Genomic DNA, 16,059 nt, shown 5'->3' with positions numbered 1-16,059 from the left:
CCGTGGAGCACGCCCGCGCCGGCTCAGTCTGGTCGGCGGAGCGGTGCGGCGCGACGGGTTTGCGGCCCGTCAGGCCGAGCGGAGGGACCGGGTGATCTCCTCGGCCACCGGCTCGTCGGCGGCCGGGTGCTCGACGAGCGCGATCACGCGGCCGGCCAGGAAACGGGCGGTGCGCACGGCCGTGCCCCCGCGGGTGACCTCGCTGACCTCGACGGTCCCGCGGGTCTGCGCGATGTCGACCCGGCGCCCGGCGCGGGTCGCCTCGACCTCGTAGGTCTTGGTGGTGCCGCTGCCGGCGTCGACCACGATCTCGACGCGGTCGCCCTTCATGGCGTGCTCCTCGAGCGAAGTAGGGGTGGGAAGGCCCGGACGGACGGCCGGTCGCCTCTCGGCGCGTGGCCGCTCGCAGCGGCAGGGGGTGAGACCCGGGGACACGGAGTCCGCCCGATCCGGACGCTTCCTTCAACCCACGCGGCCGGGGAGAAATTCCCTGGTCGACGATGGGGTCCGAGCCGGACGCAGGTCGCCTCGCGGCGAGTGGCACACCGCGGCTCCAGCCGTACGGTATTCCGCGGTGGCGTTTATCTGTTGCGGCCCGGGGACACTGCTCGCCCGGCTCGGACATGTGCTCCAACGGGTGGGACCCGCGGATGATTCCCGGTTCGGGAGGGTGTCGTGGGTCACGTTCCGGATCCGCCCGCCTACGGGCTGCTCACAGGGCGTCTCACAGGGCGTCGACGATCCCGTCGTTGTACGGCGTCCAGGCCTCGACGGCCCACTCGCCGAACTTCCGGTCGGTGAGCACCACGCAGGCGGCGCCCGCGTCGGGGTCGACCCACAGGAAGGTCCCGGACTGGCCGAAGTGCCCGAAGGTGCGCGGCGAGTTGCGGGTGCCGGTCCAGTGCGGGCTCTTGCCGCCGCGGATCTCGAAGCCGAGGCCCCAGTCGTTGGGGCGCTGCGAGCCGTAGCCGGGCAGCACGCCGTTGAGGCCCGGGAAGACGACCCCGGTGGCCTCGGCGAAGGTCGCCGGCGCGACGAGCGTGGGCGCCAGCAGCTCGGCGGCGAACCGCGTCATGTCCGCCGCCGTGGAGAACGCACCGGAGCCCGCGGGGCCGCGCAGCTCGGTCGCGTCGAGCCCGAGCGGGGCGAGGACCGCCTCGCGCAGGTACTCCGGGAACGCGATGCCGCTGGCCTTGGCGATCGCGTCGCCGAGCACCGTGAACCCGGCGTTCGAGTAGATCCGCCGGGTGCCCGGCTTCGCCTGGACGTCGTCGGAGTCGAAGGCGAGGCCGGAGGTGTGTGCGGCGAGGTGCCGGATCGTGGAGCCCTCGGGGCCGGCCGGGTCGTCCCACTCGATCGCGCCCTCCTCGACCGCGACGAGCACGGCGTACGCGGAGAGCAGCTTGGTCACCGAGGCGAGGCGGAACTCCCGGTCGAGGTCCCCCGCCGTCGCGCGGACCTCGCCGTCGGTTCCCACCACCGCGGCGGCGACGTGGTCGACGGGCCAGTCCAGGACGGCGCGCGTGGCGCGGGCGAGATCCACGGGTCGAGCGTAGTTGGCGGCGGTGCCCGATGTTCGCTCCGCAGGCCCCGCTCAGTGCCGATGTTCGCTCCACAAGCTTCGCTCAGTGCCGATGTTCGCTCCGCAAGCTTCGCTCAGTGCCGATGTTCGCTCCGCAAGCTCCGCTCAGTCGAAATAGTGCGGCACGTCGACCGCCCCGCCCTGCGCCTCGAACTCGGCGTGCACGGCCTCGCGCAGCGCCGGGTCGGCGAGGTAGTCCAGGGCCGTGAGGGCGAGGCCGAGGGCGCCGTCGCGGACCCCCGCGTCGCCGCCCGGTCCGCCCGCCGCCTCGGCGAACTCGACGGTGTGCAGCGAGTCCGTGGGCCCCGAGATCGCGAGCATCGGGTGGATGGCGGGCATCCGGTAGCTCAGGTTCCCCAGGTCGGTGGAGCCGGTGAGGAACTCGGGGACGACACCGGGGGCGAGCGGCGTCCGGCCGCACTCGCGCTGGTTGACGGCCCACCGCCCGGCCAGCGCCCGGTTGTGCCGGATCGGCAGGTAGGCGGGCTTCTCGTCCCAGGTGAGCTCGACACCGCAACCGTGCATCAGCGCTGCGCCCTCGGCGATCGCCGTGACGCGCGCCGCCAGGTCCCGCAGGGTGTCCGGCTCCGTCGAGCGGACGTAGAACAGCAGCGCCGCCCGGTCCGGGACGACGTTGGGGCGCGACCCGCCGTCGGTGAACACCCCGTGCAGCCGGTCGCCCGGCGGGAGGTGCTGGCGCAGCGCCGCGACCCCGGTGTAGGCGGCCACGGCGGCGTCGAGGGCGTTGCGGCCCATGAACGGCTGTGCCGCGGCGTGCGCCGCCACCCCGCGGAACACCATCTCCACCTGCCGGCGGCCGAGGAACGGGTGCATGGCGACGTCGTGGGAGAAGGGGTGGAGCATCACGACGGCGTCGACGTCGTCGAACACCCCGGCCCGCGCCATCGTCTCCTTGCCGCCCCCGCCCTCCTCGGCGGGCGTGCCGAACAGGGTGACCCGCCCCGGTGCCCGGCCGGCGAGCGCGAGGTACGCGCCGACCGCCGTCGTGCAGATGACGTTGTGGCCGCAGCCGTGCCCGATCCCCGGGAGGGCGTCGTACTCGGCGAGGATGCCGACGTGGGGCCCGTCGTCGCCGACGCCCACGCGCAACGCCGTCTCCAGCCCGGCGATCCCGACCTCCGCCTCGTGCCCGTGCCGCTTCAGCAGGTCGGCCACGGCAGCGACGGAACGGTGCTCGGCGAAGGAGGTCTCGGGGTGGGCGTGCAGGTCGCGGCTCAGCGCCACCAGCTCGTCGCCCAGCTCGACGACGGCGTCGGCGACGGGGTCGCGGAGCTCCGCGGAGGCCCCGGCGTGGTCCGAGCCGAGCGGTTCGGCGTCGGCGACCGCCCGCTCGGTCGCGGCCACCAGGGCGCGGAGGTAGCCGTCGGCGGGCGGGACGGGTTCGCTGCGCACCTGCCGCACCCTAGGCCAGGATGACCACGTGGCCGAGGTGCGGACCGGGACGTCGGGCTGGCGGTACCCGCCGTGGCGGGGCGTGTTCTACCCCAAGGGCCTCGCCCAGCGCCGCGAGCTGGAGTACCTCTCGCGCGCGGTGTCGTCGATCGAGGTCAACGGGTCCTTCTACTCGTTGCACCGGCCCGAGAGCTGGGTGAGCTGGCGGGAGGAGACGCCGCCGGACTTCCTGTTCGCGGTCAAGGGGCCGCGGTTCGTCACCCACCTGAAGCAGCTGCGCGAGGTCCGCACCCCGGTGGCCAACTTCTTCGCCTCCGGCGTGCTGGCGCTCGGCCCCAAGCTCGGTCCGGTGCTGTGGCAGCTGCCGCCGCGGATGCGGTTCGACCCGGCCCGGATGCGGGCCTTCCTCGAGCTGCTGCCGCACACCACCGCCGGCGCGGCCGCGCTCGCGAAGGAGCACGACGAGCGCCTCGAGGGTCGCAACCTGCTGGAGACCGACGCCGACCGCCCGCTGCGGCACGCCGTGGAGGTCCGGCACGAGAGCTTCCGCGACCCGGCCTTCCTCGACCTCCTGCGGGAGCACGACGTCGGCCTGGTGGTCGCGGACACCGCCGGCAAGTGGCCCTTCCTCACCGACGTGACCAGCGACCACGTCTACGTCCGGCTGCACGGCGACCAGGAGCTCTACGTCAGCGGCTACACGCCGGAGGCGCTGGACGTGTGGGCCGACCGGATCCGGGGCTGGCTCGCGGCGGGCCTCGACGTGCTCGTCTACTTCGACAACGACGTCAAGGTGCACGCCCCGTTCGATGCGATCGCCCTGGCCGAACGGCTCGGGGAGTGACTCAGGCCCAGCGCTTGTCGTCGATCCCGAGCGCCCGCATCTTGCGGTAGAGCGTGGAGCGGGCGATGCCCAGCCGCCCGGCCGCGGCGAGCTTGTTGCCGTTCGCGTCGGAGAGCGCCTCGAGGATCGCCTCGCGCTCGCTGCGCTTGAGCGTGGGCAGCGACGGCCCGTTCACGGCGCGACGGTGCTCGGCGGGCAGGTGGGACAGCGCGATGTCGCCGCCCATCGACCGCAGCCGCGCCGAGCCGAGGACCGCGGCGAGCTCGCGGACGTTGCCCCGCCACTCCAGCGCCATCAGCGCCTGCACCGCCTGGGCCTGCAGCCGCGGCGCCGGGCCCTCGCCCCGGGCCAGCAGGACCGGCGCGATGTCGGGGATGTCCTCCGGGCGGTGCCGCAGCGGCGGCAGCTCGACCCGCGCGGGGAAGTGGTCGAGCAACCGGCAGTCGGAGGACCCGTCCGCCGTCGCCACGACCCGTGCGGACCGCGGCCCGTCGAGCAGGGCGGCGATCGTGGGGAGGAGCGGCTCCGGGGTGCGGTCGAGGTGTCGCAGCACCAGCGTCCCGGGCAGGCCGAGGCGGCGCCGCACCTGGTCCGGCCAACCGGGGTCGACGACGGCGAGCGCGGCGTCGAGCACCGTACGGTCCGGGTCGCCGAGCCGCTCCGTCGCGCGCAGCTTGCCGACCCCCGGCTCGCCCGTGACCAGGACGTCGAGGCCCGAGCGGTCGGCCGCGGCCAGCTCGGCCAGCGCCCGCCGCCACGCCGCGCTGCGGCCGGGCAGGAGGTCCGCCTCGTGTGGCCGCGGCGCGTCCCGGCGGCGGTGCGGCGAGCCGTTCGCGGGCCGGCGCAGCTCGACCAACACCCCCGCGGGGCCGTCCCGCACCTCGCCGACGGTTCGCGCCCGCCCGTGCAACACGACGTCCCGGCTCAGCCGGACCTCTCCGGCGAACTCCCCGCGCCGGGGCATCGAGCCCGACGCCCACTCCCACAGCAGGGCGTGGTCGGCCGGGTCGAGCAGCGACGCCGCCGCGGTGTTGGTGATGATGAAGTCCTGGTTCAGGGTGACGACCGCCGCGGACGTCCGGCGGGAGACCTTGAGGAACTCCTCCAGCAGCATCCGCTCGCGCAGCGACGACTCGGCGTACATCCGGGACTCGATCTCCCGCGAGGCCGAGAGCAGCAGCGGGGTCATCAGGCCGTTGGTGTCGTCGTAGCGGCAGCACACGTCGAGCACCCCGACCAGGCGGCGGTGCACCGGGTGCCGCAGCGGCGTGCCGACGCACGTGAAGCCCTGCAGGTTGTCCCGGTAGTGCTCGGCCCCGGCGATCATCACCGGCCCCGGGGACTCCAGGACGCTGCCCACGCCGTTGGTCCCGATGTGCTCCTCGCCGAAGTTGAAGCCGGGGGCGCAGAGCACCCGGTCGAGGTGCCGGGACAGGGTCTGGCCCTCGGCGCGGCGGTCGAGGATCCGGGCGTCGGCGTCGGCGAGGATCACGGCGGTGCCGCCGGTGAGCTGGTCGGCGAGCCAGTCGAGCACCGGGGTGGCCGCCGTGGTGAGCAGCCGGTTGGCGCCGAGCAGCGGTTCGTAGGGGACGGAGTCGGCGTCGGCCTCGACCCCGGAGAGCCGGCAGCGGCGCCACGACGAGGCGATCTCCGGCCGCAGCCGCGCGCTGGGGCGCTCCCCGGACAGGAAGTCCTCGCGGGCCACCCGGACCGTGCGCTCGCGCTCGTCGAGCGTCATCCGCACCACCCCTCCGTCGCGGCAGTCCGTCGAGTGAAACACGGGGGCCGGTGTCCCGGTGTCCGAGAACGCAACACACCTGACGACCGTTCGGGTGATGTCGCGAAGTCGGACACTTTCCGACGAAGCGCCCCCGCATGATCCCCGGCCATGGCGAGCGCGGGGTCCGCGGAGCTGCGGACGATCTGGCTCCGCCCGCGCCTGGGCCTCGAGAAGGAGAACTGATGGACGACGACCTGGACCTGGTGATCGTCGGCGCGGGCTTCGCCGGCCTGGCCATGCTGCACCGCGCCCGCGAGTCCGGCCTGCGCGCCCGGGTGATCGAGGCCGGCAGCGGCGTCGGCGGGACGTGGTTCTGGAACCGCTACCCGGGCGCCCGGACCGACAGCGAGTGCTACTACTACCAGCTCTCCTTCAGCAAGGAGCTGGTCGAGGAGTGGACCTGGTCCGAGCGGTACCCGGGCCAGCCGGAGATGCTGCGCTACCTGGACTTCGTCGCGGACAAGTTCGACCTGCGCCGCGACATCAGCTTCTCCACCCGGGTCACGGCGATGGAGTTCGTGGACGGGGCGGACGGGGCCGGCTGGGACGTCACGACCGACTCCGGCGAGCTGCTCCGGGCGAAGTGGGTGGTCACGGGGCTGGGCTTCCTGACCCACCCGCACGTGCCGGACTTCCCGGGCCTCGACTCCTTCGCCGGCGACCTGTACCTGACCTGCCGGTGGCCGGAGGAGGGCGTCGACCTCACGGGCAAGCGGGTCGGGATCATCGGCACCGGGGCCACCGGGGTGCAGGCGATCCCGATCATCGCGGAGCAGGCGGCCGAGCTGACCGTCTTCCAGCGCACCCCGAACTACGTGGTCCCGGCGCAGAACCGGCCGATGGCGCCCGCGGAGATCGCCGACCTCAAGGCCCGCAACCGCGAGATCCTGGAGAAGGCGCGCAACCACTCGTTCGCCATGCCGTTCGACCCGGGGAACGGGCCCGCGATGGCGGTCGACGAGGAGGAGCGCAGGCGGATCTTCGAGGACGGCTGGTCGCGCGGCGGCTTCCGGTTCCTGTTCGAGACCTTCGACGACCTGATCCTCGATCCCGACGCCAACGAGGCGGCCGCCGAGTTCATCCGGTCCAAGATCCGGGAGACGGTCGACGACCCGGAGGTCGCCGAGCTGCTCTCGCCGCGCGGCTACCCGTACTCGGGCAAGCGCCCGCCTGCCGGGCACGACTACTACGAGGCCTACAACCGCGACAACGTCACCCTCGTCGACGTCTCGGCGAAGGGCGCGCCGATCCGCGGGATCACGCCGACCGGCGTGCGCACCGCCGACCGCGAGTACGAGTTCGACGTCCTGGTCCTCGCCACCGGGTTCGACGCCGTCACGGGCGCGCACACCGCCATCGACATCCGTGGCCGGGACGGGCTGACGCTCAAGGAGAAGTGGCTGGACGCGCCCAAGACCTACCTCGGGCTGACGGTGGCGGGCTTCCCCAACCTGTTCATGATCTCGGGGCCGATGAGCCCGTTCGCCAACCTGCCGGTGTGCATCGAGAAGAACGTCGAGTGGATCGGCGACGCCCTCGACCACGCGCGCGCGGAGGGGCTGCGGACCGTCGAGGCGACCGAGGAGGCGGAGGCGGACTGGGGCCGGCGGGTGCAGGAGGCGGTCGAGCCGACCCTGCTGACCCTCGGCGAGGGCGTCCACTCGTGGTTCACCGGGGCGAACATCCCGGGCAAGGCACACGTGGTGAACGTCTGGTTCGGGGGCGCCAACAACTACTTCGTCGCCTGCGACGAGGTGGCCGCGCGCGGCTACGAGGGCCTGCGCCTCAGCCGGTGACCCGTGGGCGCCGGGCGGGCTCGCGCCCGGCCCCCACGACCCCGGCCGACCTGCGGGTGTGCGCCAGCAACATCCGGCGCCCGAGCAGGACGCCGACGCCGGCCACCACCATCGCGGCCGCGGCCACGACCCAGGCCGTGGTGAACGAGGCGTGCGCGGCCAGGAACCCGAACCCGACGGGCCCGAGGAACCCGCCGGCGTACACGCCGACCTGCACGATCGCCGTCGCCGCCGCGGGGGCCGACGGGTTGAGCCGCACCACCGCGAACTGCAGCAGGCCCGGCCACGACCAGCCGAGCCCGAAACCCAGGACCGTGCCGACGACCAGCGCGACCGGTCCGGGCACGGCGAGCAGCAGGAGCCCGGCCGCGCCCAACAGCAGGCACCCCGCGACCACCGCCACGTGCCCGCCCGCGCGCCGGTCGGCGAGCCAGCCGTGCAGCATCCGCATCAGCAGCCCGACGACGCTCCCGAGGGTCAGGACCAGGCCCGCGAGCCCGGGCTCCACACCCCGGTCCACCGCCGAGGCCACGAGGAAGATGCCCAGCCCGGTCGCGCTCGCCGCGCCCAGACCCGCGGCGGCGCCGACGACCGACAGCGCCGCCGTCGCCCGGTCCTCGGGGACCGTGCGGTCACGGGCGCCGGGGCCGGAGCCCCGCGGCGCGGCGGCCAGGGAGGTCAGCGCCAGTCCTGCCCCGATCACGTAGGCCCAGCGCCACCCGACGGTCAGGGCGACGGCCGGGACGGCGACGCCCGCCAGCAGCGTCGCCAGCGGCACCGACGCCTGCTTGACCCCGAAGGACAGGCCCATGCGCGCGGCCGGCATCGAGCGCGCGAGGGTGAGGTTCGAGGAGAGCTGGCCCATGACGTTGCACCACGCCCCGCACAGCAGGATCGCGACGAGCGAGGCGTAGTTCCGCGCCAGACCGGCCGTGAGCAGCATGAACGCGGCCGCCCCGAGCACGGCGATGCGGCTGGTCCGGCCCGAGCCCAGGCGTTCGACGATCTTCCCGACGGGCAGCGAGACCAGCGCCGAGACGGCGAAGTAGAGCGCCACGACCAGGCCGAGCCCCGCGGGGTCGAAGCCCAGCTCGGCGGAGATCTGCACCGCCAGCGCGCCGGTGAGGAAGATCGGCAGCACCGTCGAGGTGGTGATCGAGACGGCGCCGGCGCCCACGCGGAAGGCGGACTGGTCGCGGCTCACGATGAGCAACGCTAACGGAGCCGCGCCCGGGATTCGCCCGGACGTGACGAACCCGGAAGCCCGGCGGGTGGCCCGGACCTCAGGGCCTCACGAGTTCTCCCGCGCGCGCAGCTCGAACTTCTGGATCTTGCCGGTGGAGGTCTTGGGCAGCTCGTCGACGATCTCGACGTCCCGCGGGGCCTTGTAGCGCGCGATCTTCGCCTTCACGTGCTCGATCAGCTCCTCGGGCGTGGCCTCGCCGCCGGGCGCCAGCACGACGAACGCCTTCGGCCGCTCGCCCCACTGCTCGTCGGGCACACCGATGACCGCGGCCTCCAGGACCGCCGGGTGCGACACGACCGCCTGCTCGACCTCGACCGTGGAGATGTTCTCGCCGCCGGAGATGACGATGTCCTTGGCGCGGTCGCGCAGCTCGATGTAGCCGTCGGGGTGCATCACGCCCAGGTCGCCGGAGTGGAACCAGCCGCCCTCGAATGCCTTCTCGGTGCCGGCCGGGTCCTCGTAGTAGCCGGTCATCACGTTGTTGCCGCGCATGACGATCTCGCCCATCGTCTGCCCGTCCCGCGGCACGTCGCGCATGCCCTTGTCCACCACACGCACCCGGTCGGTCTGCAGCATCCCGACGCCCTGTCGGGCCTGCAGCCGCGCCCGCTCCTCGGGGTCGAGGCCGTCCCAGGCGCGCTGGTACTGGTTCACGGAGTACGGCCCGTACGTCTCGGTGAGGCCGTAGACGTGCACGATCCGGAAGCCCATCCGTTCCATCTGCAGGATGGTGGTCGGGCTGGGCGGGGCGCCGGCGGTGGTGACGACGAGCTGGTAGTCGAGCTTCGTCGCCTGCTCCGCCCGCATGATCGTGGTGACGACGGTCGGGGCGCCGTTGAGGTGCGTGACGCCGTGCTCGAGGATCAGCTGCCAGATCCGGTCACCGCGGACCTCGCGCAGGCAGACGTGGGTGCCGCCGATGCCGGTGAGCGCCCACGGCGTGCACCAGCCGTTGCAGTGGAACATCGGCAGCGTCCAGAGGTAGACGCTGTCCGGCGTGTGCGCCGAGTGCACGATCTCGCCGAAGGAGTTCAGGTATGCCCCGCGGTGCGAGTACTGCACGCCCTTGGGCTTGCCGGTGGTACCCGAGGTGTAGTTGATCGAGATCGTCGCGTCCTCGTCGGCGACCTCCCAGGGGAGCGGCTCGTCCGAGCCGCGGGCGAGCAGGTCGTCGTAGCGCACGCCGGAGCCGATGCCGTCGGCCGGATGTCCCGGGTCGACGACCGTGATGATCTCCTCGACGGTCTCCAGCTCCCGCACGACCGGCTCGACCTGCGAGAACAGCGCCGCGTCGACCACGAGCAGCTTCGAGCCCGAGTGGTCGAGGATGTAGCGGATCTCCTCGGTGGACAGCCGGGTGTTGATCGCGACGAGGATCGCCCCGGCCAGCGGCACGGCGAAGTGCGCGACCAGCATCTCGGGGATGTTGGGCAGCAGGTACGCCACCCGGTCCCCGCGCTCCACGCCGGAGCCGCGCAGGCCGTGCGCCACCCTGGTCGCCTCCGCGGCGAACTCCGCGTAGGTCCAGGTGCGGTCGTCGTGAACGATCGCGGTCTTGTCCGGGTAGACCTCGGCCGAGCGGCCCAGGAAGCTCAGCGGCGTCAGCGGCGTGGTCCAGACCGTGTCCATCCGCAGATCCTCGCCGCTGGCCCCGGGGCCCGGCAACTATCCCTCGAGACTGATGGCGGCCTTCGGGCAGGCCCGGACCGCCTCTTCGACCTTCCCGCGGAGCTCCTCGGGCGGGTTCTCGTCGAGGATGTAGAGGAAGTCGTCGTCGCGCACCTCGAAGACCTCCGGTGCGGCGGCCATGCACAGCGCGTTGCTCTCACACAGGTCGAAGTCCACGTGAACCTTCATGGCGTCAATGGTGGACCCGCCGGGTCGGTGGCGGGTGACTCAGGACACCCTTGCCTGGAACCTGTACCGGGCAGGCGGGGGGCAGCCGCGCGGGTGCTCGGGCAGGGGGTCCGGTCGGCCTCCGTCCGGGCGGCCGCCGCGGCCCGGACGGCGCCGGCGAGGGCCAGCGGGGCGGGCGCCTGCGGGGTCGTGACGGGCGTGCGGGCCGCGTGGGCGGACCGGTGCCGGGCGGTCGGCCCCGCGGTGTCCCCGGTGCCGGGGGCGGGCGGGGTGACGCGGAGCTCGGCGGTCAGCACGGCGCCCGGCGGCGCGGTGTCGACGACGAGCGCGGCGCCGGTCAGGCCGCCGACGGCGACCACGGCCAGGCTCGTCGCCAGCACCGCGGGGAGCCGCGGGCGGAGCGGGTGACGCATCGGAGGCGGGGTCCTCTCCGGTGGGGGTGCGACGGCCGGTGGGGGAGCGTGCCGTCGCTCCCTCATCGGAGGTCCCGGAGCGAGGTGTTACACGATCGGACGAACGGTGGTGCCGCGCCGCCGTACGCCCGCATGATCCACGGCCGGGCAGCGGAACGCCCCGGTTCCGAACGTCCCGCTGCCCGGTCGCGGATCACGGTGCGTCAGGCCGTGCCCGTCAGGCGGGCGTAGACCACGACGTTGTCGGCGTAGGAGCGGGCGGTGTCGTCGAAGGCGCCGCCGCAGGTGATGAGCCGCAGCTCCGCACCCGGGGTGTCGCCGTAGACCTCCTCCGTCGGGAACGCCGACTTCGGGTACTGCGCCACCCGGTAGGCGGTGAACACTGCGGTGGTGCCGTCGGCGCGGGCCACCCGGACCTCGTCGCCCACGGCCACCGCCGACAGGCGCGTGAACGTGCCGGGCACGCCGCCGTAGTCGACGTGCGCCGCGAGGACGGCCGGCCCGGACGCACCCGGCGTGGGGCCGAGCCCGAACCAGCCGACGGTCGTCGCGTCGCCCGGGACCTCGAGAGCCCCGGCGGCCGTGAGGCCCAGCTTCTGCAGCGGACCGGCCGCCACCCCGATCGACGGGACCTCGAGTCGCTCGGGCGCCGACGCGGCCAGGGGTGCCGTGGCGGCGGCCGGTGCCACGGCCGAGGGCACCTGCGCGGCCGGCGGGGCCGCCTGCGTCGACGTGGCCTCGGGGGCGCTGCAGCCGACGAGGACGACCAGGGCGGTGCCGGCGAACAGGCCGGCGGCGAGCCGCCGGAACCGGGCGGCGGGCGACGGGATCCGGGTGCGGCTCATCGCAGGCCGGCCCCGCCCGTCGCGACGCCGCCGACCGGGTACACGGCGACCTGGCGGCCCGCGGTGCCGAAGCCGTCCTCGCAGGCGATCCCGTCCGAGTCGGCGTCGAGCCGCTCCGGGTCCGAGAGGTCGGCCATCAGCACGGCCTGGGCCTCGGCCTGGGTGGCGAAGTCGGCGCAGTCGCGGTCGCCGGTCACGACGGTGTCGTCCGCGGCCTCCTCGACCGTGGTCCCGTCGGCGGTGGAGGCGTCGTCGTGGGCGGCGTCCCCGTTGTCGCCGTGGTTGTCGCCGTGGTCGTCGCGGTCCTTCCACCCGCCGGCGTGGTGGTCGTCCCGTCCGCCGTGGTCGCCCTTGTTGCCGTGGTCGCCGCCGTTGCCGTGGTCGCCGCCGTTGCCGTGCGGCGGGGGCGTGGTGGGCGTGGGCGTCGGCCTCGGGGGCCTGGTGGGCGTCGGCGTGGGCTTCGGGGTGGTGGTCGGCGTCGACGACCCCTGCCTCGGCAGGTCTTCACAGGCCACGCCGTTCTTGTCACGGTCGAGCCCGTTCGGGTCGCTGGAATCCCGGTCCAGGACGGCCTGGGCCTGCTCCTGGTAGGTGAAGTCGTCGCAGTTCAGCGTATCGGCCGCCCTCGCGGGCGCGGTGGCGGCGAACAGCAGTGCGGCGGAGACGGAGGCGAGCAGCGCAGCCGTACGGATCAGGGGGCGTGCGGGGGCACGAGTGGGCATCGGCGTCCTCTCGAAGGGGGCCCGACCGCCGGTTCTCTTCGACGGCCGACCCACCTATCGCGAGGATTACCCCCGTATTACCCTGCCTCATCCATCTTTGGTATGCGCCTTGACTACTCCTTCCGGAGTACGGGCCGGAGGGCGTCGAGGACGTCGATGCTTTCGATGGTGGAGGGCACGGGTTCGTCGGTGCCGTCGGCGATGCCGCGCATGGTCTTGCGCAGGATCTTCCCGGAGCGGGTCTTGGGCAGCGCCGGGACGACCGCGACCTCCTTGAGCGAGGCCACCGCGCCGACCTGGTCGCGCACCATCTGGACCAGCTCGGCGCGCAGCGTGTCCTCATAGCCCTCGGCGGAGGCGTCCACGCCGGCCTTGAGCACGACGAACCCGCGGGGGATCTGGCCCTTCATCTGGTCGGCCACGCCGATGACCGCGCACTCGGCCACGTCCGGGTGCGAAGCGAGGACCTCTTCCATCCCGCCGGTGGACAGCCGGTGCCCGGCCACGTTGATGACGTCGTCGGTGCGGCCCATCACGAACACGTAGCCGTCGTCGTCGATCCGGCCGCCGTCGCCGGTGAGGTAGTAGCCCTCGAACGCCGACATGTAGGACTGCACGAACCGCTCGTCGTCGTTCCACAGCGTCGGGAACGCCCCGGGCGGGAGCGGCAGCTTCGCCACGATCGCCCCGTCCTGCCCGGCCGGCACCGGGCGGCCGTCGGTGTCGAGGACCTGGATGTCCCAGCCCGGCAGCGGGCGGGTCGGCGAACCGGGCTTGATCTCCAGCAGCTCGATCCCGGCCGGGTTGGCCACGATCGGCCAGCCGGTCTCGGTCTGCCACCAGTGGTCGATCACCGGAATCTCCAACAGCTGCGAGGCCCAGCGGTAGGTCTCCGGGTCCAGGCGCTCCCCGGCCAGGAACAGGTACTTCAGCGAGGACAGGTCGTACTTGCGGGCGTACTCGCCGTTCGGGTCCTCCTTCTTCAACGCCCGAAACGCCGTCGGCGCGGTGAACATCGACCGCACCCCGTACTCGGACATGACCCGCCAGAACTGCCCGGCGTCCGGGGTGCCGACCGGCTTGCCCTCGTAGAGCACGGTGGTGGCCCCGGCCAGCAGTGGGGCGTAGACGATGTAGGAGTGCCCGACCACCCAACCCACGTCCGAGGCGGTGAAGATCGTCTGCCCGGCGGAGACGTCGTAGACGTTGGGCATGGACCAGGCCAGCGCGGTGGCGTAGCCGCCGCCGTCACGCACCACGCCCTTGGGTTTGCCGGTCGTGCCCGAGGTGTAGAGGATGTAGAGCGGGTCGGTCGAGGGCACCGGGACCGGGTCGGCCGGGGTCGCGGTGGCCACGGCGTCGGCCCAGTCCACGTCGGTGTCGCCCATGGCGGCCTGGGCCTGCGGGCGCTGCAGGATCACCTGGCGCTCGGGCTTGTGCGCCGAGAGCTCGATCGCGCGGTCCAGCAGTGGCTTGTACGCGATGACCCGGGAGCCCTCGATCCCGCAGGAGGCCGAGACCACGACCTTCGGGGCGGCGTCGTCGATGCGGACCGCGAGCTCCTTGGCGGCGAACCCGCCGAACACCACCGAGTGCACCGCGCCGAGCCGGGCACAGGCCAGCATCGCGACCACGGCCTCGGGGACCATCGGCATGTAGACCACCACCCGGTCCCCACGCCCCACCCCCAGCCCGCGCAGCACCCCGGCGAAGGTGGCGACCTCGTCGCGCAGCTGGGCGTAGGTGTAGGTCCGCTTGGTGTCGGTGACCGGCGAGTCGTAGATCAACGCCGCCTGCTCGCCCCGCCCGGCGGCGACGTGGCGATCCAACGCATTGTGCGCCACGTTGAGCTCCCCGTCGGGGAACCAGCGATAAAACGGCGGGTTCGACTCATCCAGGGCCCGCGTCGGCGCCCGGTGCCAGTCCAACGCCCCCGCCGCCCGCAACCAGAACCCCTCCCGGTCCTCCACACTGGCCCGGAAAACGTCCTCGTACGCGCCCACACCGGCCTCCCGAATCCGAACGTCCTCGCACTTCTCGGCCCCTGACCCTAGGGCGAACCGGCGCGGCATGGGACGCCGAACTGGCCGATCGGTGAGGCGACGGACCGTCATGAGTGGTCGACGTAACGTCACCACTCGGATGGCCGATAGGTCGAGCGGCGAGCGAGATCGTTCGTTCGGGTGAGGAATTCACACGGCCGGGACGCCCCGGTCGGGTGAACCGTGGTCGGCGAAGGGGTGTGGGTGGACGCTCTGCACCGGTTCCGGGGTGGTCGGGGACTCGTGGCGGGCCTGGTGGCGGCCGCGGCCGTGCTCGGCCTGGCCGTCGCGCTGCTCCCGCTCGGGTCGACGGGTGCGTCGGGTGCCGAGGACGGGACGCCCGCGCCCTGCGGTCCGGCGTGGGTGGCGGCGTGGCGGACCAGCCCGCAAGCAGGCCAGGGCTCCGACCTGGGCGGACGCACGCTGCGGATGCTGGTGCGGCCCCAGGCCACCGGTTCGGAGCTGCGGATCCGGGTCTCCAACCGGTTCGGCACGCAGCCCCTGCAGATCGAGGCCGCGTCGGCGGCGGTGGCGGGTTCCGGTGCCGCGCTCGTGCCCGGCACGGCCCGGCCGGTGCTGTTCGCCGGCGCACCGGCCGTCGTCGTGCCGCCCGGGCAGGAGCTCGCCAGCGACCCGTTGGCGTTCGTCGCCCAGCGCGGCACGCCCCTCGCGATCAGCCTCTTCCTGCCGCAGGAGCCGGACCGGGTCGCGGTGCATCCCGTCGCGCTGCAGACCTCGTACGTCTCCGGACCGGGCGACGTCGTCGACACGGCCGACCCGCAGCCGTTCGGCCGGGCGGTCTCGTCGTGGTCGGTGCTCACCGGAGTCGACGTCCTCGCGCCGCGAGCGGAGAACGCCGTGGTCCTGGTCGGCGACTCGATCACCGACGGCGTCGGCAGCGACCCCGACCGGGACGACCGCTGGTCGGACGCGCTGGCCGGGCGGCTCACCGGCGGGCGCACCATGCCCGTGCTCAACGCCGGGATCTCGGCGAACCAGCTTCTCGGCGGCGGCACGGGTGAGGCCCCGGCGGCCCGCTACGGCGCCGACGTCGCCACGGTGCCCGGCGCCGCCGACGTCGTCCTCCACATCGGGACCAACGACCTCGCTGCCGGACGGGACGCCGGGGAGATCGTCGCCGGGCTGGTGGACTACGCCGACCGGGTCCGGGCGGACGGCCGGCGGGTCTTCCTGACCACGATCACGCCCTCGGCCACCGGGGCGCACGGCACCCCCTTCGCCGCGGTGCAGCGCGAGGCGGTCAACCGGTGGATCCGCACGGAGGGACCGGCGCACGCCGACGGCGTGTTCGACTTCGCCGCCGCGGTGGCCGACCCGACCGACCCGGCCCGGCTCGCGCCGGCGTTCGACTCCGGCGACGGTCTGCACCTCTCGGCGGCGGGCTACCGGGCGCTGGCGGCGGCCGTCGATCCCTCCCGGCTCACCGGGAGCCCGTGCCTGGCCGAGGGCGACGCCGCGAAGGTGCTGGTCTCGGCGCCGCGGTGAGGCCGATGTGCCC

At 73.7% G+C, this 16,059-nt stretch carries 14 protein-coding genes; 3 read left to right on the top strand and 11 right to left on the bottom strand.

Annotated elements, in window-relative coordinates; genetic code table 11:
• Positions 1 to 69: 69 nt before the first annotated feature.
• The 3 genes from LWC35_RS30495 to LWC35_RS30485 all read right to left on the bottom strand — a co-directional run bounded on the left by LWC35_RS30495 (position 70) and on the right by LWC35_RS30485 (position 2,995).
• Positions 70 to 330 (bottom strand): DUF8836 family protein, encoded by a 261-nt coding sequence (locus LWC35_RS30495; protein WP_232873742.1) that lies wholly within the window; start codon positions 328 to 330, stop codon positions 70 to 72.
• Between the two features lie 394 nt (positions 331 to 724).
• The gene (locus LWC35_RS30490) at positions 725 to 1,543 is read right to left on the bottom strand and encodes a serine hydrolase domain-containing protein (protein ID WP_232873741.1); all 819 of its coding nucleotides are present in this window, start codon (positions 1,541 to 1,543) and stop codon (positions 725 to 727) included.
• A gap of 144 nt (positions 1,544 to 1,687) precedes the next feature.
• Positions 1,688 to 2,995 (bottom strand): M20 family metallopeptidase, encoded by a 1,308-nt coding sequence (locus tag LWC35_RS30485; RefSeq protein WP_232873740.1) that lies wholly within the window; start codon positions 2,993 to 2,995, stop codon positions 1,688 to 1,690.
• Positions 2,996 to 3,023: 28 nt separating this feature from the next.
• Between LWC35_RS30485 and LWC35_RS30480 the strand changes: the two genes are divergently transcribed.
• Positions 3,024 to 3,839 carry a DUF72 domain-containing protein gene (locus LWC35_RS30480; protein ID WP_232873739.1) on the top strand — a complete coding sequence of 272 codons (816 nt, stop codon included), beginning with the start codon at positions 3,024 to 3,026 and terminating at the stop codon, positions 3,837 to 3,839.
• A gap of 1 nt (position 3,840) precedes the next feature.
• On the opposite strand, the gene LWC35_RS30475 is transcribed toward LWC35_RS30480, so the two are convergent.
• Complete coding sequence (locus tag LWC35_RS30475) at positions 3,841 to 5,577, bottom strand: sigma-54-dependent Fis family transcriptional regulator (protein WP_232873738.1); 1,737 nt, start codon at positions 5,575 to 5,577, stop codon at positions 3,841 to 3,843.
• A gap of 224 nt (positions 5,578 to 5,801) precedes the next feature.
• On the opposite strand from LWC35_RS30475, the gene LWC35_RS30470 reads away from it, so the two are divergent.
• On the top strand, positions 5,802 to 7,415 hold the full coding sequence (locus LWC35_RS30470) for a flavin-containing monooxygenase (protein ID WP_232873737.1): 1,614 nt from the start codon (positions 5,802 to 5,804) through the stop codon (positions 7,413 to 7,415).
• Here LWC35_RS30470 and LWC35_RS30465 read toward each other — a convergent pair.
• From LWC35_RS30465 to LWC35_RS30435, 7 genes are all read right to left on the bottom strand, one after another.
• Entirely contained in the window at positions 7,405 to 8,619 is a 1,215-nt protein-coding gene (locus LWC35_RS30465) for an MFS transporter (protein WP_232873736.1), read from the bottom strand. The two genes, LWC35_RS30470 and LWC35_RS30465, sit on opposite strands and share 11 nt — an antisense overlap.
• Before the next feature lie 87 nt (positions 8,620 to 8,706).
• Positions 8,707 to 10,290 carry an acyl--CoA ligase family protein gene (locus LWC35_RS30460; protein ID WP_232873735.1) on the bottom strand — a complete coding sequence of 528 codons (1,584 nt, stop codon included), beginning with the start codon at positions 10,288 to 10,290 and terminating at the stop codon, positions 8,707 to 8,709.
• Positions 10,291 to 10,326: 36 nt separating this feature from the next.
• Positions 10,327 to 10,518, bottom strand: a complete 192-nt coding sequence (locus tag LWC35_RS30455; RefSeq protein ID WP_232873734.1) for a ferredoxin — start codon at positions 10,516 to 10,518, stop codon at positions 10,327 to 10,329.
• A complete protein-coding gene (locus LWC35_RS30450) occupies positions 10,515 to 10,931 on the bottom strand; it encodes a hypothetical protein (protein WP_232873733.1) in 417 nt (138 codons plus the stop codon). Before LWC35_RS30450 ends, LWC35_RS30455 begins: the two co-directional genes overlap by 4 nt.
• Before the next feature lie 203 nt (positions 10,932 to 11,134).
• Positions 11,135 to 11,776: a class F sortase gene (locus tag LWC35_RS30445; RefSeq protein ID WP_232873732.1), complete on the bottom strand. Its 642-nt coding sequence runs from the start codon at positions 11,774 to 11,776 to the stop codon at positions 11,135 to 11,137.
• Positions 11,773 to 12,498: an excalibur calcium-binding domain-containing protein gene (locus LWC35_RS30440; protein WP_232873731.1), complete on the bottom strand. Its 726-nt coding sequence runs from the start codon at positions 12,496 to 12,498 to the stop codon at positions 11,773 to 11,775. Before LWC35_RS30440 ends, LWC35_RS30445 begins: the two co-directional genes overlap by 4 nt.
• A gap of 113 nt (positions 12,499 to 12,611) precedes the next feature.
• A complete protein-coding gene (locus tag LWC35_RS30435; RefSeq protein ID WP_232873730.1) occupies positions 12,612 to 14,501 on the bottom strand; it encodes a propionyl-CoA synthetase in 1,890 nt (629 codons plus the stop codon).
• 243 nt (positions 14,502 to 14,744) lie between these two features.
• Here LWC35_RS30435 and LWC35_RS30430 point away from each other — a divergent pair, with 243 nt between their 5' ends.
• On the top strand, positions 14,745 to 16,046 hold the full coding sequence (locus LWC35_RS30430) for a GDSL-type esterase/lipase family protein (protein ID WP_232873729.1): 1,302 nt from the start codon (positions 14,745 to 14,747) through the stop codon (positions 16,044 to 16,046).
• Positions 16,047 to 16,059: the final 13 nt, after the last annotated feature.

Source organism: Pseudonocardia kujensis (assembly GCF_021283305.1).
Classification (GTDB): domain Bacteria; phylum Actinomycetota; class Actinomycetes; order Mycobacteriales; family Pseudonocardiaceae; genus Pseudonocardia; species Pseudonocardia kujensis.
The sequence above is the reverse complement of the archived record's forward strand: the minus strand, read 5'-3'. Positions and strand labels throughout refer to the sequence as shown.

What these genes read in the sequence shown, in the direction of transcription:
- LWC35_RS30495 (WP_232873742.1), bottom strand. Translation starts at nt 330, where the DNA reads ATGAAGGGCGACCGCGTCGAGATCGTGGTCGACGCCGGCAGCGGCACC.
- LWC35_RS30475 (WP_232873738.1), bottom strand. Translation starts at nt 5,577, where the DNA reads ATGACGCTCGACGAGCGCGAGCGCACGGTCCGGGTGGCCCGCGAGGAC.
- LWC35_RS30470 (WP_232873737.1), top strand. Translation starts at nt 5,802, where the DNA reads ATGGACGACGACCTGGACCTGGTGATCGTCGGCGCGGGCTTCGCCGGC.
- LWC35_RS30460 (WP_232873735.1), bottom strand. Translation starts at nt 10,290, where the DNA reads ATGGACACGGTCTGGACCACGCCGCTGACGCCGCTGAGCTTCCTGGGC.
- LWC35_RS30455 (WP_232873734.1), bottom strand. Translation starts at nt 10,518, where the DNA reads ATGAAGGTTCACGTGGACTTCGACCTGTGTGAGAGCAACGCGCTGTGC.
- LWC35_RS30450 (WP_232873733.1), bottom strand. Translation starts at nt 10,931, where the DNA reads ATGCGTCACCCGCTCCGCCCGCGGCTCCCCGCGGTGCTGGCGACGAGC.
- LWC35_RS30445 (WP_232873732.1), bottom strand. Translation starts at nt 11,776, where the DNA reads ATGAGCCGCACCCGGATCCCGTCGCCCGCCGCCCGGTTCCGGCGGCTC.
- LWC35_RS30440 (WP_232873731.1), bottom strand. Translation starts at nt 12,498, where the DNA reads ATGCCCACTCGTGCCCCCGCACGCCCCCTGATCCGTACGGCTGCGCTG.